The sequence below is a fragment of the Paraburkholderia aromaticivorans genome, assembly GCF_002278075.1.
GTDB classification, from domain to species: domain Bacteria; phylum Pseudomonadota; class Gammaproteobacteria; order Burkholderiales; family Burkholderiaceae; genus Paraburkholderia; species Paraburkholderia aromaticivorans.
Map to the genome: position 1 here is coordinate 1,748,142 of NZ_CP022989.1, position 23,457 is coordinate 1,771,598.

General features: G+C 63.2%; 20 protein-coding genes. 17 read left to right on the forward strand and 3 right to left on the reverse strand.

All coding sequences use genetic code 11. From position 1 onward, the window contains the following. Nucleotides 1-58: 58 nt before the first annotated feature. A complete protein-coding gene (gene alc / locus CJU94_RS08020; protein ID WP_095418230.1) occupies nt 59-1,069 on the forward strand; it encodes an allantoicase in 1,011 nt (336 codons plus the stop codon). Between the two features lie 16 nt (nt 1,070-1,085). Next, nucleotides 1,086-1,598 carry an ureidoglycolate lyase gene (locus tag CJU94_RS08025; protein WP_167397521.1) on the forward strand — a complete coding sequence of 171 codons (513 nt, stop codon included), beginning with the start codon at nt 1,086-1,088 and terminating at the stop codon, nt 1,596-1,598. A gap of 118 nt (nt 1,599-1,716) precedes the next feature. Here CJU94_RS08025 and fur read toward each other — a convergent pair whose 3' ends face one another. Beyond that, nucleotides 1,717-2,145: a ferric iron uptake transcriptional regulator gene (gene fur, locus CJU94_RS08030; RefSeq protein WP_095418232.1), complete on the reverse strand. Its 429-nt coding sequence runs from the start codon at nt 2,143-2,145 to the stop codon at nt 1,717-1,719. Nucleotides 2,146-2,303: 158 nt separating this feature from the next. On the opposite strand from fur, the gene CJU94_RS08035 reads away from it, so the two are divergent. The 10 genes from CJU94_RS08035 to CJU94_RS08080 all read left to right on the forward strand — a co-directional run bounded on the left by CJU94_RS08035 (nt 2,304) and on the right by CJU94_RS08080 (nt 12,799). Further along, nucleotides 2,304-3,134: an outer membrane protein assembly factor BamE gene (locus CJU94_RS08035; RefSeq protein ID WP_095418233.1), complete on the forward strand. Its 831-nt coding sequence runs from the start codon at nt 2,304-2,306 to the stop codon at nt 3,132-3,134. A 174-nt stretch (nt 3,135-3,308) separates the two neighbouring features. Further along, the gene (gene dapB / locus CJU94_RS08040; RefSeq protein ID WP_095418234.1) at nt 3,309-4,106 is read left to right on the forward strand and encodes a 4-hydroxy-tetrahydrodipicolinate reductase; all 798 of its coding nucleotides are present in this window, start codon (nt 3,309-3,311) and stop codon (nt 4,104-4,106) included. A 99-nt stretch (nt 4,107-4,205) separates the two neighbouring features. Then, a complete protein-coding gene (locus CJU94_RS08045) occupies nt 4,206-4,916 on the forward strand; it encodes a MotA/TolQ/ExbB proton channel family protein (RefSeq protein WP_095418235.1) in 711 nt (236 codons plus the stop codon). 27 nt (nt 4,917-4,943) lie between these two features. Then, on the forward strand, nt 4,944-5,375 hold the full coding sequence (locus CJU94_RS08050; RefSeq protein WP_095418236.1) for an ExbD/TolR family protein: 432 nt from the start codon (nt 4,944-4,946) through the stop codon (nt 5,373-5,375). Between the two features lie 128 nt (nt 5,376-5,503). Then, nucleotides 5,504-8,095, forward strand: a complete 2,592-nt coding sequence (gene leuS, locus CJU94_RS08055) for a leucine--tRNA ligase (protein WP_095418237.1) — start codon at nt 5,504-5,506, stop codon at nt 8,093-8,095. Nucleotides 8,096-8,186: 91 nt separating this feature from the next. Further along, nucleotides 8,187-8,738: an LPS-assembly lipoprotein LptE gene (locus tag CJU94_RS08060; RefSeq protein WP_095418238.1), complete on the forward strand. Its 552-nt coding sequence runs from the start codon at nt 8,187-8,189 to the stop codon at nt 8,736-8,738. 54 nt (nt 8,739-8,792) lie between these two features. After that, complete coding sequence (holA, locus tag CJU94_RS08065; RefSeq protein WP_095418239.1) at nt 8,793-9,911, forward strand: DNA polymerase III subunit delta; 1,119 nt, start codon at nt 8,793-8,795, stop codon at nt 9,909-9,911. Nucleotides 9,912-10,132: 221 nt separating this feature from the next. After that, a complete protein-coding gene (locus CJU94_RS08070; RefSeq protein WP_091799142.1) occupies nt 10,133-11,404 on the forward strand; it encodes a glutamate-5-semialdehyde dehydrogenase in 1,272 nt (423 codons plus the stop codon). Between the two features lie 85 nt (nt 11,405-11,489). After that, entirely contained in the window at nt 11,490-11,906 is a 417-nt protein-coding gene (locus tag CJU94_RS08075) for a CopD family protein (protein ID WP_095418240.1), read from the forward strand. 440 nt (nt 11,907-12,346) lie between these two features. Continuing rightward, nucleotides 12,347-12,799, forward strand: coding sequence for a hypothetical protein (locus tag CJU94_RS08080; protein WP_095418241.1), 453 nt, complete (start codon nt 12,347-12,349; stop codon nt 12,797-12,799). Between the two features lie 106 nt (nt 12,800-12,905). On the opposite strand, the gene CJU94_RS08085 is transcribed toward CJU94_RS08080, so the two are convergent. After that, nucleotides 12,906-13,445 (reverse strand): nuclear transport factor 2 family protein, encoded by a 540-nt coding sequence (locus CJU94_RS08085; protein ID WP_244220929.1) that lies wholly within the window; start codon nt 13,443-13,445, stop codon nt 12,906-12,908. A 596-nt stretch (nt 13,446-14,041) separates the two neighbouring features. Here CJU94_RS08085 and CJU94_RS08090 point away from each other — a divergent pair. Further along, nucleotides 14,042-17,155, forward strand: a complete 3,114-nt coding sequence (locus CJU94_RS08090) for a YadA-like family protein (protein ID WP_425272191.1) — start codon at nt 14,042-14,044, stop codon at nt 17,153-17,155. A 125-nt stretch (nt 17,156-17,280) separates the two neighbouring features. Continuing rightward, nucleotides 17,281-18,036 carry an OmpA family protein gene (locus CJU94_RS08095; protein ID WP_095418243.1) on the forward strand — a complete coding sequence of 252 codons (756 nt, stop codon included), beginning with the start codon at nt 17,281-17,283 and terminating at the stop codon, nt 18,034-18,036. Nucleotides 18,037-18,102: 66 nt separating this feature from the next. Here the strand turns inward: CJU94_RS08095 and CJU94_RS08100 are convergent, their stop codons facing one another. Further along, nucleotides 18,103-18,948, reverse strand: coding sequence for a MurR/RpiR family transcriptional regulator (locus CJU94_RS08100; protein ID WP_095418244.1), 846 nt, complete (start codon nt 18,946-18,948; stop codon nt 18,103-18,105). A 300-nt stretch (nt 18,949-19,248) separates the two neighbouring features. Here CJU94_RS08100 and edd point away from each other — a divergent pair, with 300 nt between their 5' ends. The 3 genes from edd to CJU94_RS08115 all read left to right on the forward strand — a co-directional run bounded on the left by edd (nt 19,249) and on the right by CJU94_RS08115 (nt 23,447). After that, nucleotides 19,249-21,153: a phosphogluconate dehydratase gene (gene edd / locus CJU94_RS08105; RefSeq protein WP_095418245.1), complete on the forward strand. Its 1,905-nt coding sequence runs from the start codon at nt 19,249-19,251 to the stop codon at nt 21,151-21,153. A gap of 25 nt (nt 21,154-21,178) precedes the next feature. Further along, nucleotides 21,179-21,820: a bifunctional 4-hydroxy-2-oxoglutarate aldolase/2-dehydro-3-deoxy-phosphogluconate aldolase gene (eda, locus tag CJU94_RS08110; RefSeq protein WP_095418246.1), complete on the forward strand. Its 642-nt coding sequence runs from the start codon at nt 21,179-21,181 to the stop codon at nt 21,818-21,820. A 253-nt stretch (nt 21,821-22,073) separates the two neighbouring features. Then, complete coding sequence (locus CJU94_RS08115) at nt 22,074-23,447, forward strand: GntP family permease (protein ID WP_095418247.1); 1,374 nt, start codon at nt 22,074-22,076, stop codon at nt 23,445-23,447. Nucleotides 23,448-23,457 lie beyond the last annotated feature (10 nt).

Genomic DNA, 23,457 nt, shown 5'->3' on the forward strand with positions numbered 1-23,457 from the left:
GCCGGCAGGGGCTGCCCATGCCGGCACTCCTTCACTTTTTCGTCGCCTGACCGAGACTATGGCCACTCCGATCCTCGACCCCAACGCTCCCGCTTTCACCCGTCGCTACATGAACCTCGCCGACCCGCGTCTGGGCGCGAAGGCGCTCTTCGCGAGCGACGAATTTTTCGCGCCGAAAGAACGCATGCTCGAACCCCAGCCGGCGGTGTTCATCCCCGGCAAATACGACGACCACGGCAAGTGGATGGACGGCTGGGAAACCCGCCGCAAGCGCACCACCGGCCACGATTTCTGCGTGATCCGCCTCGCGCGCCCGGGCGTCGTGCACGGCGTGGATCTGGATACGAGCCACTTCACCGGCAACTTTCCGCCGGCCGCGTCGATCGACGCCTGCTACGTGGACGGCGAGGTGCCGCCCGAGAACGCAGAGTGGCAGGCGCTCGTGCCGGCCACCACCTTGCAGGGCAACCAGCACCACTACGTCGACGTGAACGACGCGCGTGCCTTCACGCATCTGCGCGTGAATTTGTATCCGGACGGCGGCCTTGCCCGCCTGCGCGTGTATGGGCAGCCGAAGCGCGATTGGGAGCGCGTCGAGCGCGGCACGCTGCTGGATCTGGCGGCCATCGAGAACGGCGCGTATCTGGTCGCGGCGAACAACCAGCACTTCGGGCCGGCCTCGCAAATGCTGATGCCGGGCCGCGGCGTCAACATGGGCGACGGCTGGGAAACCCGGCGCCGTCGCGAGCCGGGCAACGACTGGGCGATCGTCGCGCTGGCGCGGCCGGGCGTGATCCGCAAGATCGAAGTGGACACGGCGCACTTCAAGGGCAACTTCCCGGACCGCTGTTCGCTGCAGGCCGCGTCGGTGACGGGCGGCACCGACGATTCGCTCGTCACGCAGGCCATGTTCTGGCCCGTGCTGCTCGACGAACAGAAACTGCAGATGGACCACGTCCACACCTTCGCGGACAGCCTCGCGTCGCTGGGCCCGGTCACGCACGTGCGTTTCAATATCTTTCCGGACGGCGGCGTCTCGCGCCTGCGCCTGTGGGGCGAAGTCGCATAACGGAGGAGTGGCGTCGATGAAGACATTGCAGATGGAACGGCTTACGCGCGCGGCCTTCGCGCCGTTCGGCGACGTCATCGAACTGGACGGGGCGCGTCATTTCGCCATCAACGGGGGCACGACCGAGCGTTATCACGACCTCGCCGGCGTCGACGTGACGGAGAACGGCGGCCGGCCGCTGATCAGCCTGTTTCGCGCGCAGCCGCGCGCCCTGCCGGTCGAGATCACGATGATGGAGCGGCACCCGCTCGGCAGTCAGGCTTTCATTCCCTTAACGGCGGGCCGCTATCTGGTGGTGGTCGCGCCGGCCGGCGAATTCGATCCGGCGCAAATGCGCGCCTTCTGGACCGATGCGTGGCAGGGCGTGAACTATGCGAAAGGCGTCTGGCATCACCCGTTGCTCGCGCTCGACCGGGTGAGCGATTTCGTGGTGGTCGACCGTGGCGGCGAGCAGCCCAATTGCGACGAATTGTCATTGGCGCAGCCATGGCGGCTGACGTTCGAAGCGAGCGCCGAACTGGTGGAATAGGGGCGTAAACGGCCCGCACAAAACGTGCGCGCCAGATGCAAAAAGACCCGGCCGATTTGCCTCGGCCGGGTCTTTTTTTGCCCGCCGGACCGCGCACCCCAGCGCGGCCGGCCTCGCGTCAATGCTTGCGATGCGGGCAATTTTCCTTGATGCAGGCGCCGTACAAAGCCAGCGCGTGTTCCTGCAGCTTGAAGCCGCGTTCCTTCGCGATGGACTGCTGACGGCTCTCGATTTCAGAGTCGAAAAACTCTTCGACGAGCCCGCAATCGAGGCACACGAGGTGGTCGTGGTGCGACCCCTCATTCAGTTCGAACACCGCCTTACCCGACTCGAAATTGCTGCGCGAGAGCAGGCCGGCTTGCTCGAATTGCGTCAGCACGCGATACACGGTTGCAAGCCCGATATCGAGTTCTTCGTGCAGCAGGTTGCGGTACACATCTTCGGCGGTCAGGTGACGCACCGGGCTGTGCTGAAAAATCTCAAGGATTTTGAGGCGCGGAAGGGTCGCCTTGAGCCCGATATTCTTGAGATCGGTTGGATTGGTCATGACAAGGGATCCCTAGAGTACAATGCTGGGCTCTCATAGTAATGTGTTTTTGCCGTTCTGGTCATCTTCGATGGAATGAAACTCGCGCGGCTCGTCAGCGGGCCCGCACGGTGAGTGAAATGATTTCAAAATCTCAATTGATCTACCGGGGGAGCCGCATGCGGGGTACCTTGATCGCTGTTGCGACTGTCGCGGTTCTTGCCGGATGTTCCACTTACGACAGCCTGACACAGCGTATTGCCCAGAGCATCACGCCGTACCGGATCACGGTGGTGCAAGGCAATTTCGTCTCGAAAGAAGCGGCTGCACAGATGCAGGTCGGCTTGTCCCGCGCCCAGGTCAAGCAGTTGCTCGGCACGCCGCTCCTCGCCGACATGTTCCATGCGGACCGCTGGGACTACGTGTTCTATTTCAAGCGCGGCTCGACTAGTGTCGTCCAGCAGCGCGACTTCGTGGTGATGTTCGCGGGTGACCGCGTCGCCAGCTGGTCGGGCGGAGAGGATCTGCCGTCCAACCTCGAGTTGCTGGCTGAAATCGACGGCGACAAGCTGGGCAAGAAGAAGGCCGCGGCAGCCGTGGCGAGCGCGGCCAGCGGCGCGAGCGCGCCGGCGGCCGCAGCCGCGCCAGTCACGCTCGACACCACGCGTTCGCCGTCGGTCGCCGGCGCTACCGCAGCGGCGGTACCGTCCACGGACGCCAACGCGGAAGCCGCGCAAGCCGCCAATCGTGCGACCAATGCGGTGCAGCTGTCGCCGAACGCGCGTCCGTCCGTGCCGACCGCGCCGACCGCCAATGGCGGCGGTATCCCGCAGCAAAGCCCCACGGGCAATGGGCAGCCGCAGTTCCAGTTCCATCGTCCGCCGCCGCCGCAAAATCCGAATACGGACAACAGCAATCCGGTGGGACCGACGGGCCCGCAGAGCAGCAATGGCGGCCCGACGTACAATGCGCCGCTGACCTCTTCGCCGGTTTCGGGAACGGGCGGCTAATCGCGCTGTCCCTGTCTTAAGACTCACGCTTAAGACGGACGCCGCGCACGGGCAACCGCGGCGCGCGGCGTCCGTGCGGTTCTCTGCTGGTTCAGTCATGCGCGGCGCACGGGTGCTGCCCGCCGCCGCTTTCGCCCGCCTTGCCGGGTTTTGTCCTTTCGAACCCTCGTAGCCATGAAAATTGCCATTGCTGGCGCATCGGGCCGTATGGGCCGCATGCTCATCGAAACAGTCCTCAACGATGCCGACGCCACGCTGTCCGGCGCGCTCGACCGCGCGGGCTCCCCGCAACTCGGTCAGGACGCGGGCGCGTTCCTCGGCAAACAGACGGGCGTCACGCTGACCGACGACGTCGAGCGCGTGTTCGCCGAATCCGATTACCTGATCGACTTCACGCGCCCCGAAGGCACGCTGATGCATCTGGAAGCGGCGCAGCGCCACAACGTGAAAATGGTGATCGGCACGACCGGCTTCGACAACGAGCAGAAGGCGCAACTGCGCGCCGCGGCGGACAGGATCGCCATCATGTTCGCGTCGAACATGAGCGTGGGCGTGAACGTCACGCTGAAGCTGCTCGAATATGCCGCGAAGCATTTCGCGACCGGCTACGACATCGAAATCATCGAGGCGCATCACCGCCACAAGGTCGACGCGCCGTCCGGCACGGCATTGACGATGGGCGAAGTGATCGCCCATGCGCTCGGCCGCAATCTCGACGACTGCGCGGTCTACAGCCGCGAAGGCGTGACCGGCGAGCGCGACCCGTCCACCATCGGTTTCTCGGCGATTCGCGGCGGCGATATCGTCGGCGACCATACGGTGCTGTTTGCGGGCATCGGCGAGCGCATCGAAATTACGCACAAGTCGGCGAGCCGTCTGTCGTATGCGCAAGGCGCGCTTCGTGCTGTACGTTTCCTCGAAGGCCACGCAACCGGCTTTTTCGATATGCAGGACGTACTCGGCCTGCGTTGAACGCTGCGTTCAACGCTATGTTCGACGTATTCTGAGCAAAAACCGGGGGATTGCGTCCCCCGGCGCGCTCGTGCAATCCCTACTCCACGGCGAGGTCAGATGGCAGGCGGCAGCGGCATCATCCATTACCTGCAAACCAGCGACGCGATCACGCATGGCGTCGCTTATGTGCTGCTGGCCATGTCGATTGCGAGCTGGTGTTTTCTGATCGTCAAAAGCTGGATCCTGACGCGCGCCAAACGTCAGGCCACGCGCGCGATCGCCCAGTTCTGGCAGGCGCCCACGCTGTCCGAAGGCGTGGCGGCGTTAAGGCGCGCGGACCGCGAGCGGGTCTTCACGCCGCTTGCGGAAGCGGCGCTTCACGCGGCCGAGGTGGATATTCCGGGTGCGCTGCTCGCCCGCGTCGAACGTGGCGAGCGGGTGTTGCGGGCGTTGCGCCAGGCGCTCAATGCGTCGCAGCGGCGGCTCGAATTCGGCCAGGTGCTGTTGGCCTCGGTGGGCAGCACGGCGCCGTTCGTCGGTCTGCTCGGCACCGTGTGGGGCATTTATCACGCGCTCGGCAGCATTGCGGCGAGCGGTCAGGCGCAGATCGAAAACGTCGCCGGGCCGGTCGGCGAGGCGCTGATCATGACCGCTTTCGGCCTCGTGGTCGCGATTCCGGCGGTGCTGGCGTACAACGTGCTCGGCCGGCTGGTGCGGCAGTTGTCGGAAGAACTCGACGGCTTCGCGCACGATCTGCATGCCTACGTGTGCGCGCCGGCGGAGCCGGCTCAGGCACCCGCGCGCGCCCACCCGGTCTCGACCCACTAAGCGCGCGCTCAGGCAGAAGGAGGCGACATGGCATTCGGCGGACTGGAGAAAAAGCAGACGGCCGCGCCCATGGCCGAGATCAACATGACGCCGCTGATCGACGTGATGCTGGTGCTGCTGGTGATTTTTATCATTACCGCGCCTTTATTCACGCACGCGATCCGGCTCGATTTGCCGAAAGTCGCCGCCGCGCCCGCGCGCCAGACGCCGCAAACCATTTCCCTTTCCATCGACGCCGCCGGCAAACTCTACTGGAACGGCACTGTCATCACGCTCGAGCAGATGCGCGAGCGGTTCGCGCAAGCGGGCAAGCAGAGCGACCAGCCGGAGATCCAGCTGAGCGCCGAGCGCTCCACGCGCTACGAGGTGATCGCGCAGGTCATGGGCGCGGCGCAGCAGGCGGGCCTCGAGCGGATCGGTTTCGTGACGGACCCGCCGCCGCCGACTGCCAGGCCCTAGGCACGGCGTACCCGTCCGCGGACGGTATAATCAGCCCTTTCCCCCGCAGAAGGGGAATCGACGCCATTTCATCCAGCAGAGCACCAGGCCCGGTGCGAAAGCACCGAACCCAGCGATCCCATCACACCATGCACGAAAAATACGTTCCCTCCGACGTCGAATCCGCCGCGCAAGGGCAATGGCGCGCCATCGACGCGTACAAGACGACGGAAGTCACCGACAAGCCCAAGTTCTATTGCGTCTCGATGCTGCCGTACCCGTCGGGCAAGCTGCACATGGGTCACGTGCGCAATTACACGATCAACGACGTGATGTACCGCTATCTGCGGATGAACGGCTACAACGTGCTGATGCCGATGGGTTGGGACGCGTTCGGCATGCCGGCGGAAAACGCCGCGATGGCCAACAACGTGCCGCCGGCCAAGTGGACCTACGACAACATCGCTTACATGAAGAAGCAGATGCAGTCGATGGGCCTCGCGATCGACTGGTCGCGCGAAGTCGCGACCTGCAGCCCGGATTACTACAAGTGGAACCAGTGGCTGTTCCTGAAGATGCTCGAAAAGGGTATCGCGTACAAGAAAACCGGCACCGTCAACTGGGACCCGGTCGATCAGACCGTGCTCGCCAACGAGCAGGTGATCGACGGCCGCGGCTGGCGTTCGGGCGCGCTGGTCGAAAAGCGCGAAATCCCGATGTACTACATGCGCATCACGCAGTACGCGGACGAACTGCTGAACGACCTCGAAGGCCTCGGCTGGCCTGAGCGCGTCAAGATCATGCAGCAGAACTGGATCGGCAAGAGCTTCGGCGTGAACTTCGGCTTCCCGTACGAGATCGACGGTGAACAGAAACTGCTGCGCGTGTTCACCACGCGCGCCGACACGATCATGGGCGTCACCTTCTGCGCAATTGCCGCCGAGCATCCGCTCGCCACGCGCCTCGCCAAAGACAAGCCGGAACTGCAGGCCTTCATCGAGGAATGCAAGCGCGGCGGCGTGGCCGAGGCCGACGTCGCGACCATGGAAAAGAAGGGCATGGCCACCGGTTTCTACGTCACGCATCCGCTGACGCAGGAACAGGTCGAAGTGTGGATCGGCAACTACGTGCTGATGAGCTACGGCGAAGGCGCCGTGATGGGCGTGCCGGCGCACGACGAGCGCGACTTCGCGTTCGTGAAGAAATACGGTCTGCCGATCAAGCAGGTGGTCGCGGTTGAAGGCAAGGAATACTCGACCGATGCCTGGCAGGAATGGTACGGCGAGAAGACCGGCACGCTGATCAACAGCGGCAAATACGACGGCCTTGGCTATGAAGCAGCGGTGGACCAGATCGCCGCGGACCTGAAGGAACTCGGCCTCGGCGACAAGCAGATCACGTGGCGTCTGCGTGACTGGGGCGTGTCGCGTCAGCGTTACTGGGGCACGCCGATTCCGATCATCCACTGCCCGACTTGCGGCGACGTGCCGGTGCCGGAACAGGATCTGCCGGTGGTGCTGCCGGAAGACCTCGTGCCGGACGGTACGGGCAATCCGCTCGCCAAGTCCGAAGCGTTCGTGAACTGCAGCTGCCCGACCTGCGGCGGCGCGGCCAAACGCGAAACCGACACGATGGACACCTTCGTCGATTCGTCGTGGTACTTCTACCGCTACGCGTCGCCGGATGCGAAAACCATGGTCGACGAGCGCACCGACTACTGGGCGCCGATGGATCAATACATCGGCGGCATCGAGCACGCGATTCTTCACCTGTTGTACTCGCGCTTCTGGGCGAAGGTGATGCGCGACCTCGGTCTGGTCAAGTTCGGCGAGCCGGCCAAGAATCTGCTGACGCAGGGCATGGTGCTCAACGAAACCTACTATCGTGAAAACGAAGCGGGCAAGAAGACCTGGTACAACCCGGCCGACGTGACCGTCTCGTTCGACGACAAGGGCCGCCCGGTCGGCGCGATCCTCAACGCGGACGGCCAGCCGGTGGTGCTCGGCGGCGTCGAGAAAATGTCGAAGTCGAAGAACAACGGCGTCGATCCGCAATTGCTGATCGATCAGCACGGCGCGGACACCGCGCGTCTGTTCGTCATGTTCGCCGCACCGCCCGAGCAGTCGCTCGAATGGTCCGGTTCGGGCGTGGAAGGCGCGAGCCGCTTCCTGCGCCGCGTGTGGAGCTTCAGCCAGACCAACGAAGCCGCGTTGCGTGAGGGCGGCACGTTCGACGCCGCGCAACTGAGCGACGTCGAGAAAGTCTTGCGCCGCGAGATCTACAGCGTGCTGAAGCAGGCCGACTTCGACTATCAGCGTCTGCAATACAACACGGTGGTGTCCGCCGCGATGAAGATGCTCAACGCGCTCGACAGCGCGAAGGGCGCCCGCCCGGCCGTGCTGCGCGAAACGTACAGCGTGATGCTGCGCGTCCTGTATCCGGTCGTGCCGCACCTCACGTTCCAGCTGTGGCAGGAACTCGGTTTCGCCGACGAACTCGGCTCGCTGCTTGACGCGCCGTGGCCGAAGGTCGACGAGAAGGCGTTGGAGCAGTCCGAGATCGAACTCGTGCTGCAGGTGAACGGCAAGGTGCGCGGCGCGATCACGGTGGCGAAAGACGCCTCGCGTGAAGCGATCGAACAGCTCGCGGCCGCTCACGAGATGGTCGCGAAGTTCAGCGAAGGCAAGGCGCCCAAGAAGATCATCGTGGTGCCGGGTCGCCTCGTGAACGTGGTGGTGTGAGGATCAACGAAGCCATGACAGCAACAGGACGCCGCCGCGTGCGGCGGCGCCTGTCTCTCGCTGCGGAATCTACTGCGAACCAGGAGCCAATGTGACTCGCAGATCGTTTTTGACGCTGGCTTGCAGCGTGCTGATGTTGTCCGCCTGCGGCTTCCAGCTGCGCGGACAGCAGGACTACGCATTCAAACGCCTCTTTATCGCCGGCGGTTCCCCAGCGGCGGCCGCGCGCTTGACGCGTATCGTGCAAGGCGGCAGCGACACGGTCGTGGTCACTTCGGTCGCGAATGCCGACGCCACGTTGCAGATCACCGAAGGCCGCGGCACCAGCACGTTGACGCTGAACTCGCTGGGCGCGGTCGAAGAATATGCAATCAATCTGTCCATGACCTATTCGCTGACGGCCAAGGACGGCACGCTGCTGATTCCGCCGAGCGTGATCGCGCTGAACCGCGCGATGACCTATAGCGATCAGTATTCGCAGGCGAAATCGGCGGAAGCCGAAATTCTCTTCGCCGACATGGAAAACGACGCGATCGACCAGCTCACGCGCCGTCTGTCGGTCGTGCGCACGATGCATCCGACCCCGGACCAGCAAGTGCCGTCGATTGCGCCGCGCGCGCCGTTGCCGCCGCCGCCGCTGTGAGCGTCGTGCTTCGTTCAATGTGCCGCACCTGTTCAACCTCGCCGATCGGTAGCCATGCAACTGCGACTTGACGCGCTCGAAGCGCATCTCGCCAAGGGACTCGCCGGACTGTACGTCGTGTACGGCGACGAGCACCTGCTCGCGCAGGAAGCGTGCGACCGGATTCGCGCCACCGCGCGCGCGGCCGGCTTCACCGATCGCTCGGTGTTCACCGTGGAGCGCGGCTTCGACTGGAGTTCGCTGCTGGGCGCGAGCCAGTCGATGTCGCTGTTCGGCGACCGTCAACTGGTCGAGTTGCGCATTCCGTCGGGCAAGCCCGGCAAGGAAGGCGCGGACGCGCTGAAAGCGCTGGCCGCCGCCGTGAATGACGACGTGCTCACCATGATCACGCTGCCGCGACTCGATGCGGCCACGCAAAAGTCGGCGTGGTTCACGGCGTTGTCCGATGCCGGCGTCGCGTTGAAAATCGATCCGGTCGAGCGCGCGCAGTTGCCCAATTGGGTCGGCCAGCGGCTCGCGGCGCAGGGACAACGCGTGGCGGCCGGTGAAGAAGGGCGGCGCGCGCTGGCTTTTATCGCCGAGCGTGTGGAGGGCAATCTGCTCGCCGCGCATCAGGAAATCCAGAAACTCGGGCTGCTGTATCCGGCCGGGTCGCTGAGCTTCGAGCAGGTTCAGGACGCCGTGCTCAACGTCGCCCGTTATGACGTTTTCAAGCTGAACGAAGCGATGCTGGCCGGCGACGTCGGCCGCCTGTCGCGCATGCTCGACGGCTTGCGCGGCGAAGGCGAGGCCGCGGTGCTGGTGCTGTGGGCGGTGGTGGAAGAAGTCCGCACGCTGCTGCGGATCAAACGTGGCGTCGCGGCCGGCAAGCCGCTTGCCATGCTGGTGCGCGAGAACCGCGTGTGGGGTCCGCGTGAACGGTTGATCGGGCCGGCCTTGTCGCGTGTCAGCGAAGGCACGCTGGAAAAGGCGCTTGCGCTGGCGGCGCGGCTCGATCGACAGGTGAAGGGTTTGTCGGGCGGCACGCCGGGCAATCATCGCAACGATCCTCCGCCTGATCCGTGGGATGGTTTGTTTGAACTCGCCATGACGGTGGCTTCGCCGAAAACGGCGCCCGTGCCGCCGCCACGACCTCGGGCCGGGACTGCTGCACCGGCACGAAGGCCGGCCTGAACGGCAACGCCAGGCTAACCGGCAACGTGTGAGGGCGCTGGTGAGTCGCTCGTGAAGCGCGAGTGAGCCGGCAAGCCTGCTACGGTCACCGTGCGCGGGCATTGATCGCAACCCGCCCCGCCGGCAAGCAAAGCGCCTTCGCCCGACTTACAATCGCTGAATCATTCGCTCATTCTGTCCGTCCGCCGCACCTCGACGTGCGCGGCACCACGAGAATTTCCATGGATATCGACCAGTACATGACCGACCTCGGCCGTCGCGCCCGCCAGGCATCGCGGGCAATGGCGCGGGCGTCGACGGCGGCGAAGAACGCCGCGCTTGCAGCCGTCGCCGAGGCGATCGAGCGCGACGCCGCCTCGCTGAAAGAAGCGAATGCGCGCGACGTGGCCAAGGCTCGCGAGAAAGGCCACGACGCCGCGTTCATCGACCGTTTGACGCTGTCGGACAAAGCGCTGAAGACGATGGTGGAAGGTCTGCGGCAAGTCGCCGCGCTGGCCGATCCGATCGGCGAGATCAGTAATCTGAAGTACCGGCCGAGCGGCATCCAGGTCGGTCAGATGCGCGTGCCGCTCGGCGTGATCGGCATCATCTACGAATCGCGTCCGAACGTGACGATCGACGCCGCGGCGCTCTGCCTCAAGTCGGGCAACGCCACCATTCTGCGCGGCGGTTCCGAAGCGCTCGAATGCAATACGGCGCTGGCGAAGCTGATCGGCGAAGGTCTGGAAGCCGCCGGCTTGCCGCAGGACGCCGTGCAAGTGGTGGCCACCTCGGACCGCGCGGCGGTCGGCAAGCTGATCACCATGACCGAATACGTCGATGTGATCGTGCCGCGCGGCGGCAAGAGCCTGATCGAGCGGCTCATGAACGAAGCGCGCGTGCCGATGATCAAGCACCTCGACGGCATCTGCCATGTGTACGTGGACGATCGCGCGGATCTGACCAAGGCGCTGACCGTCTGCGACAACGCCAAGACGCACCGCTACGGCACCTGCAATACGATGGAAACGCTGTTGGTTGCGCGCGGTATCGCGGCTCAAGTGCTGCCGCCGTTGGGCAAGCTGTATCGCGACAAGGAAGTCGAACTGCGGGTGGACGCCGCGGCGCGCGCGGTGCTGGCGGATGCGGGCGTGGGTCCGCTCGTCGATGCGACCGAAGAAGACTGGCGCACCGAATATCTCGCGCCGGTGCTGGCGATCAAGGTGGTGGACGATCTCGATGCGGCGATCGAGCACATCAACGAGTACAGCTCGCAGCACACCGACGCGATCGTCACCGAAGACCACGATCGCGCGATGCGCTTCCTGCGCGAAGTCGATTCGGCGAGCGTGATGGTCAACGCATCGACGCGTTTTGCCGATGGTTTCGAATTCGGTCTGGGCGCGGAGATCGGCATCTCGAACGACAAGCTGCATGCGCGTGGTCCGGTGGGACTCGAAGGGCTGACGTCGATGAAGTACGTCGTGCTCGGGCACGGCGAAGGCCGTCAATAAGGACGGCTTCTCGGGCTCGTCTTTCGTAGAAGCGCGCTGATGCGCGCGCTTCTCTTTACGCCAATACGCTGTACAAGGATCGCCGATGCTTTGGGTCAAAACGTTTCATATCGTCCTGGTTGCTTCGTGGTTCGCCGGCCTGTTCTATTTGCCGCGCATCTTCGTCAATCTGGCGATGGAAACGGAACCCGCCGCAACAGCGCGGCTGTTGACGATGGCGCGCAAGCTGTTTCGCTTCATGACGTTTATCGCGGTGCCAGCGCTCGCGTGCGGGCTGTGGCTGTGGCTGGTGATTGGCATCGGCAGCGGGCAGGGGTGGATTCACGCGAAGGTCGGCGTGGTGGTGTTGCTGATCGTTTATCACGCGTATTGCGGCGTGCTGCTGCGGACTTTTGAGCGCGGTGAGAATCGTCGGTCGGATAAGTGGTATCGGATGTTTAATGAGTTGCCGGTGCTGGGGATGTTGGCGGCGGTGGCGTTGGTGGTGATCAAGCCGTTTTAACTCACGCGTGCGCGAACGGTTGCTGCGTTGGTTGGGTTGCAGGTTTGGATTCGTAGAAGGGCGGTTTGCCGGATTCGGCAGACTGCCTTTTTTTATTGTTGGTGTTGAGGTGCGACGTGTTGTCTTAGGCTGAACGGCCAGGGCGGTTGTGAGGCTATATTGGGACGGCCAAAGCGTGTGTGGGCTGATTTATAATTTCCGCACCATTGGCACCAACCGATGGTCGAGTTTGACAGCTCGCGCTTGAAACCGCACACCCGTCCAGGCGGGTCGTGCGTCTATCTCTGCACGTCTGTATTTTCTATGGGCGGGCTGTGGTGGAGGAGCCGCAAGGCTCGCCGGATTGTTTCAAGCCCGGTCTGTCAACTTCGCTACATGCCCGCTCACCCTCCTTGCAAGCGAGTGTCGGGCGATCCAGTCAAGTCTTAGGAGATCGCACCATGAGCAAAATCGGAAAGAACACCAAACCCGTCTCGCGCCCGCCAGTCGATGCGTTGCAGTATGAAAAGCTTGCACTGTCGGCATTCGGTTCGTGTGAACGGCAGTTGACTCAACTCAACCGGCTGGCAACGCTTGCGACCTCGATATATAGGAATCCTGCACTGACGAACCACGAACGACGCAGCCGGCAAGTGCTGCTCGAGTTGCTGGTGGAGACGTGCGAGGAATATGAGCGCGAAGTGGAATGCGACCGCGAGTTGTATGAGGTGATTGCGCTCGATGCGCGTGGTATCGCGCATCGACGCATTACGGCGAGCGCTGCGGCGAAACTGCTGGCGGAGGCGGGGCAGGAAATCAAGCGGTCTGACGAGCGCACGAAATCGCGCGAAGTTGCGACGCGTAAGGTGTCAAATGAGAAAGCGGATGTAGCCATTGTTGCGGCCGCGCACTGAGACATTAGCCGGTACGTTCCAGCAACGGTAAAAAAGCGCGATCGACGTCGCGCTTCTCATGGGTTTCAAGTTGCCGACGGCGGTGTGCAGGCCGACATCTCTGTGCTCATCTGCGAACCATTTGTGAGGAGATGACTCGCCAGCCTTCCGGCTTGCGGACGAACACGTCCGTAAACGAATAGTCCGCCGGCTGGGAAGCCGGATTGCGTCTGAAATGGTTGATGCCCGTGACTACGGCTGTGTCACCACTTACTCTTACATCCATATCCATCAGCGTTTGGGTTGAACCGGGCGGCGGTGGCGGCGCCAGCAAAAGGTCGGACTTGCTCCGACGCGTGCCGTTAGGTGCGGTTTCCACGAAAGAATCGTCGAGCAGTTTGTCGAGCGTACTCCGGTCGGTGTTGGTGATCGCGGTGATCCAGGTCTGTTCCAATGCCTTTAGCGTTGTTTCATCCTGGTCTGCTGCAAATGCAGGCGAAATCGTCAAGCAAAGTAATAAGGCGCCGAACGTGGGGCGAATAACGGATTTCATTTCGTTAATCTCAATAAATTGAGTTGGGGGAGTATTGGATCTCACTGTTCCAGCCAGGTTGTCGGGTGCCGTGCGATCGTTTTTCTCGTGTTTGCTGCCAAGCGATAGTTTCATGAATGATTTTCGTTGGTTGGCAGTATTTGTAAAAATATTAGTCTTTTTTATTTAATTAAAATAAGACAATTCTCAATCTGTCTGTTTTTGATGTCTCGAGTACTTTAGCGGCGGCTGCTGCCTTTCCTTCTTCGACCTTTCCGCTTACCTCAAGTACGTAGGCAGCTCGCTATAGCGCCGTCGCAGCGATACTTGGCTGCGACGCTTGAGCGCAGCGTAAATCGCCGTCAGTACGGCGCGTGGATTAACTCGGACACGCGCACTTATAGCCGAATGATTTGAGACAAATCCTATTCAACCCCTATTCGGCTGCCTTTATCTTTGCGATATCGCCGCAGGCATTAATGAGATTGAAGAGAAAATTCTCATTTTCCCCAGTTGTTTTAACCATGCTATGGGTTGCGATTGGATGTCTGGAGCGCCTCTCTCCGAGGCGACAGTGCTGCGCCGAATGGGTCACCTCATCTTAAATAGGCAGGATTGTGAACAAGTCGTACAAAACCGTGTGGAATGAAACGACCGGGACGTATGTCGCGGCACCCGAAGTGGCGAAGGCGCGGGGGAAGAAGAGTAAAAGCACGAAAGCAAGCTTGGCGGTGCTACTGGCAGCCGGGGTAGGAGGCTTTGCTTCAATGCAGGCGAACGCGGGAGCACTGGATGGTGGCACGGCGAACGGAGGCTCAACGTCGGAGGCCGTAGGCGCGGGCGCGACTACTGGTGGAGGCTGGGATGTTGCGCTTGGGAGTAACGCGACGACGGTTTCTACCCCTAGAAGCAATTCGTACGGTGCCATTGCGATTGGAGGAGGAGCAATGGCATGGGGTGCAAATAGCATCAGTCCAGGAGCAAACGTCGCAATAGGCTATCAATCTGTCGCTGGCCGGTCCGACGATAGTACCTCGCAAGCAACTGCCGTGGGTACTTGGGCACAAGCAACAAACTGGGCAACGACTGCGATTGGCGACGCTGCTTTGGCGTCGGGTAACTACACGACAGTGTTAGGTTCGCAGTCAACGGCCAGCGGTGACCAATCCACCGTAGTCGGTGCTTTCACTCAAGCCTCCGCAACCAACTCCACTGCCATCGGCGAGGGCGCGAATGCGTCGACCACGGGTTCTGTTGCGCTGGGCTACGGATCGACGACGACGGCGAACCTGTCGGCAGCGGGGTACAACCCGGGTACTGGGACGTTGTCGGGTACGGCTTCGACGGCAAACGGTGAAGTGTCAGTGGGCTCGGCAGGAGCCGAGCGTCGTGTGACGAACGTGGCAGCCGGTTCGGCTGCGACGGATGCGGTGAACGTGAGCCAGCTGCAGTCCGAAGACGCCAAGGTGAACACGATCAACAACAACGTGAACACCCTGAGCAACAACGTCACGAACATCGCGGGGAACGTCACCAACATCAGCAACACGGTGAACAACATCACCAATGGTGGTGGCATCAAGTACTTCCACGCTAACTCGACGCTGGCGGATTCTTCGGCGACAGGCACGGATGCAGTGGCGATCGGCGGCAATGCCCAGGCGACGGCAGCGAACTCGGTGGCACTGGGTTCGAACTCGACGACGACGGCGAACCTGTCGGCTGCGGGTTACAACCCGGGTACGGGTACGCTGTCGGGTATCGCGTCGGCGGCCAATGGCGAAGTGTCGGTGGGCGCAGCAGGCAAGGAGCGTCGCATCACGAACGTGGCGGCCGGTTCGGCGGCCACGGATGCGGTGAACGTGAGTCAGCTGCAGTCCGAAGACGCCAAGGTGAACACGATCAACAACAACGTGAACACCTTGAGCAACAACGTCACGAACATCGCGGGGAACGTCACCAACATCAGCAACACGGTGAACAACATCACCAACGGTGGCGGCGTCAAGTACTTCCACGCGAATTCGACGCTGGCGGATTCGTCGGCCACAGGCACCAACAGCCTGGCAGCCGGCCCGGCAGCGGTGGCATCCGCCGCTGACGCAATCGCACTGGGCAACGGCGCGAAGGCAACCAACGCCGGCGCGGTGGCACTCGGCGCAGGTTCGACGACGACAACGGCGGTGGCAACCTCCGGCACGACGATCGGCGGCATCACCTACACGTTCGCAGGCATCGCTCCGTCGAGCACGGTGAGCGTGGGTACAGTGGGTAGCGAGCGCACGATCACGAACGTGGCGGCTGGCCGCCTGAGCGCGACGAGCACGGATGCGGTCAACGGCAGCGAACTGTTCGCAACCAACCAGCAGGTGACGCGGAACACCACGGACATCACCAACCTGACGAACAACATGAACATCGGTTCGGTGGGCCTGGTGCAACAGGACGCAACGACGCGCAACATCACGGTCGCAAAGGCCACCGACGGTACGCTGGTCGACTTCACGGGCACCGCAGGCGCGCGTCAACTGACGGGTGTGGCCGCAGGCGCAGTGAACGCGACGAGCGCGGATGCGGTGAACGGTTCGCAGCTCTACGGCGTATCGCAGAGCGTGGCGGATGCGATCGGCGGCGGTTCGACGGTCAACACGGATGGCTCGATCTCGGCCCCGTCCTACGTGGTGAACGGCACGACCGTGCACAATGCGGGCGACGCGATCAGCAACCTCGACAACCGTGTGACGCAGAACACCACCGACATCAGCACGATCAACAGCACGCTGAACAACATCACCACGGGTAGCGGCGTCATGTACGTGCACGTGAACTCGACCCTGGCTGACTCGCTGGCGAAGGGTGCGGAATCGGTGGCAATCGGCGGTAACGCGCAATCGCAGGCAGCGAACTCGGTGGCATTGGGTTCGAACTCGGTGGCTGATCGTGCCAACACGGTGTCGGTGGGCGCGGCCGGTGCGGAGCGCCAGATCACGAACGTGGCGGCCGGTACGGCGGACACGGATGCGGTGAACGTCGCGCAGTTGAAGGCGTCGGGTGTGATCAATACGGATGGCACGACCAACGCCGCCGTCACGTACGACCACAACGCGGACGGCTCGGCCAACTACAACAGCGTCACGATGGGTAACGGTGTAGCGGGCGGCACGAAGCTCCACAACGTGGCGGCAGGCTCGGCCGCTGACGACGCGGTCAACGTCAGCCAGATGAACGCGGCGATCTCCAACGTCACGAATATCATCAATTCGGGGGGCAACCCGCTGTTCGCAGCCGACGGGAACCATGACACGGACGCCGCAATGGCCAGCGGCACGCATGCCACGGCAATGGGCGCGAACGCGAAGGCGAGCGCGGCCAATTCGGTGGCGCTGGGTGCGAACTCGGTGGCGGACCGTGCGAACACGGTGTCGGTGGGCTCGGCGGGCAGTGAACGCCAGATCACCAACGTCGCGGCCGGTACGACTGCTACCGACGCCGTCAACGTCGGCCAGCTGAACGAGGCGATCGGCGCGTCGGTCGGCAATCTGCCGGCCGGTACGTCGGCGAAGGACTACACCGACCAGCAGATCAACGCGGTGCAGAACGGCGTGAACCAGGTCGCGAAGAATGCGTACGCCGGTATCGCGGCCGCTACGGCGCTGACGATGATTCCGGACGTCGATCAAGGCAAGACGATCGCGGTCGGTGTCGGCGGTGGCTCGTACAAGGGCTCGCAGGCTGTGGCGCTCGGCATCTCGGCACGCATCACCCAGAACCTGAAGATGAAGGCCGGCGCGGGCACGAGCTCGCAAGGCACGACGGTGGGCGTGGGGGCTTCCTACCAGTGGTAAGCGCCATGACGGACGGGGCGTGAGCCTCGTCCGTCAGCCTGGTCTGCTTTGACTTAACTGCAAGCGCGCTCCTGTCCGCGGCACACGCGGCAAGAGCGCCGCTTCGATCGACTGAATTCCTGAAAATGAACCCAACTCTTTTTAAGTCGCCGCGCGTGCTGCTGCTCGGCGCGTTTGTGACGTTCCTTGCTGCGTGCACCACGCAGTCGGGCCCCACCTATACGCTTCACGCAGTGAGCGTGCCGAACCAGCAGGCGCCGATTTATCGGGTCAGCTGCGAGGGACTCTTCGAAAGCCCGAAGAGTTGCGTGCGTGTGGCTGGGCAGACCTGCAAGAATCAACCGGTGACATGGCTCGAAGCCGTTGATCGCGTAAGCGACGGCGCGCCGAAGAAAGACGCGCGCGAATTGACCTTCATGTGCGGCACACCGGCTGTGGCTCAGCCGGCGCCGCCACAGGCTCCGCAGGCGGCTTCACAACAGCCGGTTCCGCAACCGCCGGCTGCGCAGCCCCAAGCAAAACAGGTGGCGCCGCAGGTTCGCCTCCTGCTGCAAGGCAACGCGAACTTCGCGACGGATAGCGCGGTGCTGAGCCCCGTTGCAAAGAAAAACCTCGACGACTTCCTGCGCTTGAATCAGGGCGTCAACCTGCCTCGCGTGACGGTGGTAGGTTATACCGACGCGACGGGCTCGGAAGCACATAACCTGAACCTCTCCCAGGCGCGGGCCGCCGCTGTCGTGCAATACCTGCGTGACGGCGGCCTGCGCGCCGGGCAATTCGTCGCACGAGGCTTGGGCAGCGCCGATCCGGTGGCGTCGAATGCGACGGCGGAAGGCCGCATGCAAAACCGCCGCGTGGACGTTCGCGTACTCGCGGAGTAACCAGCGGCTCGCATCGCTCGACCACAAAGGCCTGCCACCGCGCAGGTCTTTTTCATATCGAACGCATCAACCCTCGTCGTCGACCCTCAAGCGGCCGATCACGCCTTTCGCCTGTCCCACCCGCTCCACCAGTTCGGGCCCGCGCTTGAGCGCGACGCCGACCGCCAGAATGTCGCCGATCGCCAGATGCGACATGCGCGATGTCATCGGCGAAAACACATCGTTTTCCTCGACCACGTTCGAGAACAGACAGATCGACGCGACCCGCGCGAGCGGTGAGCTGCCATGCGTGATCGCGATCACTTTCGCGCCACGGGCAAGCGCCGAACGCGCGGCTTCGATGATGTCGCGGGTGCGGCCGGTATTCGATACCGCGACCACCACGTCGCCGTGTCCGAGCAGCGCCGCCGACATCGAATAGGTATGCGGATCGGAGTACGCGACGCTCGGCATGCCGAGCCGGAAAAACTTGTGCTGAATATCCTGCGCGGCAATCCCGGAGCCGCCCGCTCCGTAGAACTCGATGCGCGCCGCGTTCGCCAGCAGTTCGACGGCGGCTTCGACGCTATCCGGCGACAGGCTGTTGCGCACCTCGATCAGCGTGCCGATGGTGCGGTCGAAGACTTTGGCGATCAGACCGGGCGCGCCCTCGTCCGGCCGCACGTCCCGATAGACGGTCGGCACACCCGACGCAATGCCTTGCGCAAGCCGGATCTTGAACTCGCGAAACCCCGAAAAGCCGAGCGCATGGCAAAACCGCGCGATGGTTGGCTGGCTCACGCCTGCGCGGGCGGCTACTTCGGTCATCGACAGATCGAGCACTTCGCGCGGCGCCTCGATCACGTAGTCGGCCAGTTTGCGCTCGGATGGCCGCAACTGGTCGCGCATCTCTTCCACCTGGGACAGCATCATTGGAAAACTCGCACTATGCTGAAGAATGCGTGGACTATATCCGATTGATGGAGGGTGATGGATAGGTACAAAAACTACATTTCGTGCCGTAGGTGTATTCCCTAGGTTATGGGTGCGGTACGTAGAATCAAGGCGGGTTGGGCCTTTCGGGCCGTTTCTCTATGCGGCAGCGCAGCAGCGTTCGTCGTTGCGATCGTGTAGTTTTTCTACTAAGATGGCGTCGTCAACTGATCCGACATCCCCGCGATACCTACCTGGCACAGTGCGCGCCCGCCTCACGCCAGCGACGAAGGAGCTCCGATGGTTTCCCCGCATTCGCAATTGTTGAAGGTCACGCAACGCGTGGTCGAGCGCAGCAAGCCCACGCGCGAGGCGTATCTGGCCCGCATCGAACAGGCGCAAGGCCGGTTTCCGGCGCGCGGCGCGCTCTCGTGCGCCAATCTGGCCCACGGTTTCGCCGGGCTCGAAGGCAACGACAAGCTCGTCATCAAGCAGATTCGCGAGCCGAACATCGGCATCGTGTCCGCGTACAACGAAATGTTGTCGGCCCACGCGCCGTACAAAAACTACCCGGACATCATCAAACAGGCCGCGCGTGAAAACGGCGGCGTCGCGCAATTCGCGGGCGGTGTGCCGGCCATGTGCGACGGCGTCACGCAAGGCAACGCGGGCATGGAACTGTCGCTGTTCTCGCGCGAAGTGATCGCGATGAGCACGGCCGTCGCGCTGACGCACAACATGTTCGACGCGGCGCTGTGCCTCGGCATCTGCGACAAGATCGTGCCGGGCCTGCTGATCGGCGCGCTGCAGTTCGGCCATCTGCCGACCATCTTCGTGCCGGCCGGCCCGATGGGCAGCGGCCTGTCCAACGACGACAAAGCCAAGACACGCCAGCTATTCGCCACCGGCCAGTGCGGCCGCGACGCGCTGCTCGAAGCGGAAGCCGCCGCGTATCACAGCCACGGCACCTGCACGTTCTACGGCACGGCCAACAGCAATCAGATGCTGATGGAACTGATGGGACTGCATCTGCCGAGTTCGGCTTTCGTGCATCCGCATACGCCGCTGCGCGACGCATTGACCGCGCAGGCCGCGCGCCGCGTGCTCGATCTGACGGTCGAGCGCGGCAACTACACGCCGATCGGCCATGTGATCGACGAGAAGGCGATCGTCAACGGCATCGTCGCCTTGCTGGCGACGGGCGGCTCGACCAATCACACGCTGCACCTGGTGGCGATTGCTCGCGCGGCGGGCATCGTGATCGATTGGGACGACTTCGACGCGCTGTCGCAAGCGGTGCCGCTGCTCGCGAAGATCTATCCGAACGGCAAGGCCGACGTGAACCACTTCCACGCGGCCGGCGGCGTGGCGTTCCTGGTGCGCAATCTGCTGGAAGGCGGCTTGCTGCACGAGGACGTCAACACGGTCGCGGGCAAGGGTCTCAAGCACTACACCGAAGAGCCGAAGCTGATCGACGGCAAGCTGCAGTGGGTGCCGGGCGCGCAAAACAGCGAAGACACGGCCGTGCTGCGCGGCATCAAGGAGCCGTTCCAGCCGGACGGCGGCCTGCGTCTGATGCAGGGCAAGCTCGGCCGCGGCGTGATCAAGATTTCGGCGGTCGCGGCGCAGCATCGCAAGGTGAAGGCACCGGCGATCGTGTTCGATTCGCAGGAAGCCGTGCAGGAAGCGTTCGACAAAGGCGAGCTGAAGCGCGACTTCATTGCCGTGGTGCGCTTCCAGGGCGCGCGCGCAAACGGCATGCCTGAGCTGCATCGTTTGACGCCGCTGCTCGGTGTGTTGCAGGATCAAGGTTTCCACGTCGCGCTGGTGACCGACGGCCGTATGTCCGGCGCGTCGGGCAAGGTGCCGGCGGTGATTCACCTGTCGCCGGAAGCGTTGCTGCAAGGGCCGATCGGCAAGGTGCGCACGGGCGACATGCTGGTGATCGATGCCGAAGCCGGCGTGCTCGACATCGAGATCGACGCGGCGCAATGGGCCGCGCGGCCGAACGCCCAGCCGCTGCATCAGGCGGAAAACGAAGTCGGCTTCGGCCGCGAACTGTTCGGTGTGTTCCGCGCGGCGGCGGCGCCGGCGGAGCAGGGTGCGTCGGTATTCGGCGCGATGGTGGGCGAGCGTTCGGCGCATCACGGCGAAGCGGCCAAAGCTCACACGGCAAAACACACAAGCACCACTCAAGCCAGCTAAGCGCTGCAGAACAAGGAGTCTGACTATGACGTCGAAAACAGTAAGCGATATCGTGCGCCTCGGCCCGGTGATTCCGGTGCTCGCGTTCGACTCGGTCGAACAGGGTGAACAGGTGTCGCGGGCGCTGCATGCGGGCGGCGTGAAGGTGCTGGAAATCACCTTGCGCACGGCGGCCGGGCTGGAAGCGATTGAACGCGCGAGCCAACTGGCGGAAGACATCGTGGTCGGCGTCGGCACGATCACGAAACCCGAGCACTGCGCTCAGGCTAAAAAGGCGGGCGCGCAGTTCGGCGTCTCGCCGGGCCTGACCAGAGACATGCACAAGGCCGCACAGGACGCGGGCTTGCCGCTGCTGCCGGGCGTGATGACGCCGACCGACATCATCACGGCGCTCGAACTCGGCTACGAGATCGTGAAGTTTTTCCCGGCCCAGCAGGCGGGCGGCGTGCCGATGCTGCAAGCTTTTTACGGCCCGTTTCCGAATCTGAAATTCTGCCCGACCGGTGGTATCACGGCCGAGTCGGCTTCGACTTTCCTGTCGCTGCCGAACGTCGTGTGCGTCGGCGGTTCGTGGCTCACGCCGAAAGCGGCGCTCGCTGCGCACAATTGGGAAGAGGTCACGCGTCTGGCGCGCGCCGCGAGCCAGTTGGCCGCGCCCGCCCACTGAGTTGAAACGGCGCGCACTTTAAGCCGTTATCGGGGCACATGCGAAGGAGCCTCGTCGATGCAGCCACTTGAGCTGTCGCGGCGAGGCTCCTTTTCGACATGTGCACGCAAGCGCTGCCCGTTGTCAGGCAACACACAGTAGAATTCAGCGTCCGCGCGGTCAGCCCGGTTTCAAGGCGCCGCGCAGGTCGCCGTGAGACAAGGTGCCGGCCGTCGTTCCGTACTCAGAATCAATAACGCAAAGGAGGAGCTTCATGGAAGCTGTCCACGGCAGCACGCTGCTAGTCTTCGCGGTGATCGCCATCGCATTGCTGATCCTGCTGATCACGCGCTACAAGGTTTACCCGTTCCTCGTTCTGATTATCGTGTCGCTGCTGCTGGGTCTCGCGTCCGGCATGCCGATGGCGACCATCGTCAAGTCGTTCGAAACGGGTAACGGCAATACGCTCGGGCACATCGCCGTCGTGGTCGGTCTGGGCACCATGCTCGGCAAGATGATGGCCGAATCCGGCGGCGCCGAGCGCATCGCCACCACGTTGATCAACTTCTTCGGCGAGAAGAACATCCACTGGGCGATGATGATCGTGGCGATCATCGTCGGCTTGCCGGTGTTCTTCGAAGTCGGTTTCGTGCTGTTGATTCCGATCGCGTTCAACGTCGCCAAGCGCACCAACAAGTCGCTGCTGCTGGTCGGCTTGCCGATGGTGGCGGGCCTGTCCGTCGTGCACGGGCTGCTTCCGCCGCATCCGGCCGCGATGCTCGCGGTGCAGGCGTATCACGCGGATATCGGCAGAACCATCGCCTATGGGCTGATCGTCGGGGTGCCGACTGCGATCGTCGCCGGCCCGCTGTTCGCGTTGCTGATCAGCCGCTATATCAAGCTGCCGAAAGACAACGCGCTCGCCGCGCAATTTCTCGGTCACGATGAGGCAGCCAAAAACGCCGCGCCGAAGCGCGAACTGCCGAGCTTCGGCGTCACGCTGCTCACGATCCTGCTGCCGGTGATCCTGATGCTGGTGGGAAGCTGGGCCGATCTGATCTCCACGCCGAAAACCTTGCCGAACGATTTGCTGCGCTTTGTCGGCAACTCGGACGTCGCGCTGCTGATCGCGGTGCTGGTGAGCTTCTGGACCTTCGGTGCGAGCCGCGGTTTCAATCGTGAGCAGATCCAGAAGTTCTGCGGCGACTGTCTCGCGCCGATCGCGGGCATTACGCTGATCGTCGGCGCGGGGGGCGGTTTTGGGCGCGTGCTGATGGATAGCGGCATTTCGAAGGAAATCGTCAATGTGGCAACCGCCATGCATCTGTCGCCGCTGTTGTTCGGCTGGCTGGTGGCCGCCTTGATTCGTCTGGCCACGGGTTCGGCGACCGTCGCGATGACCACGGCGTGCGGCATCGTTGCCCCGATCGCTTCGGCTAGCGGCGTGCATGTCGAGCCGGAACTGCTGGTGCTGGCCACGGGTTCGGGTTCGCTGATCTTTTCGCACGTGAACGACGGCGGCTTCTGGCTGATCAAGGAATACTTCGGGATGACGGTGGGGCAAACCTTCAAGACATGGTCGCTGCTCGAAACCATCATCTCGCTGATGGGCTTGGGTTTGACCTTCGCACTCGCGACGGTCGTGTAAGGAGTTTCTG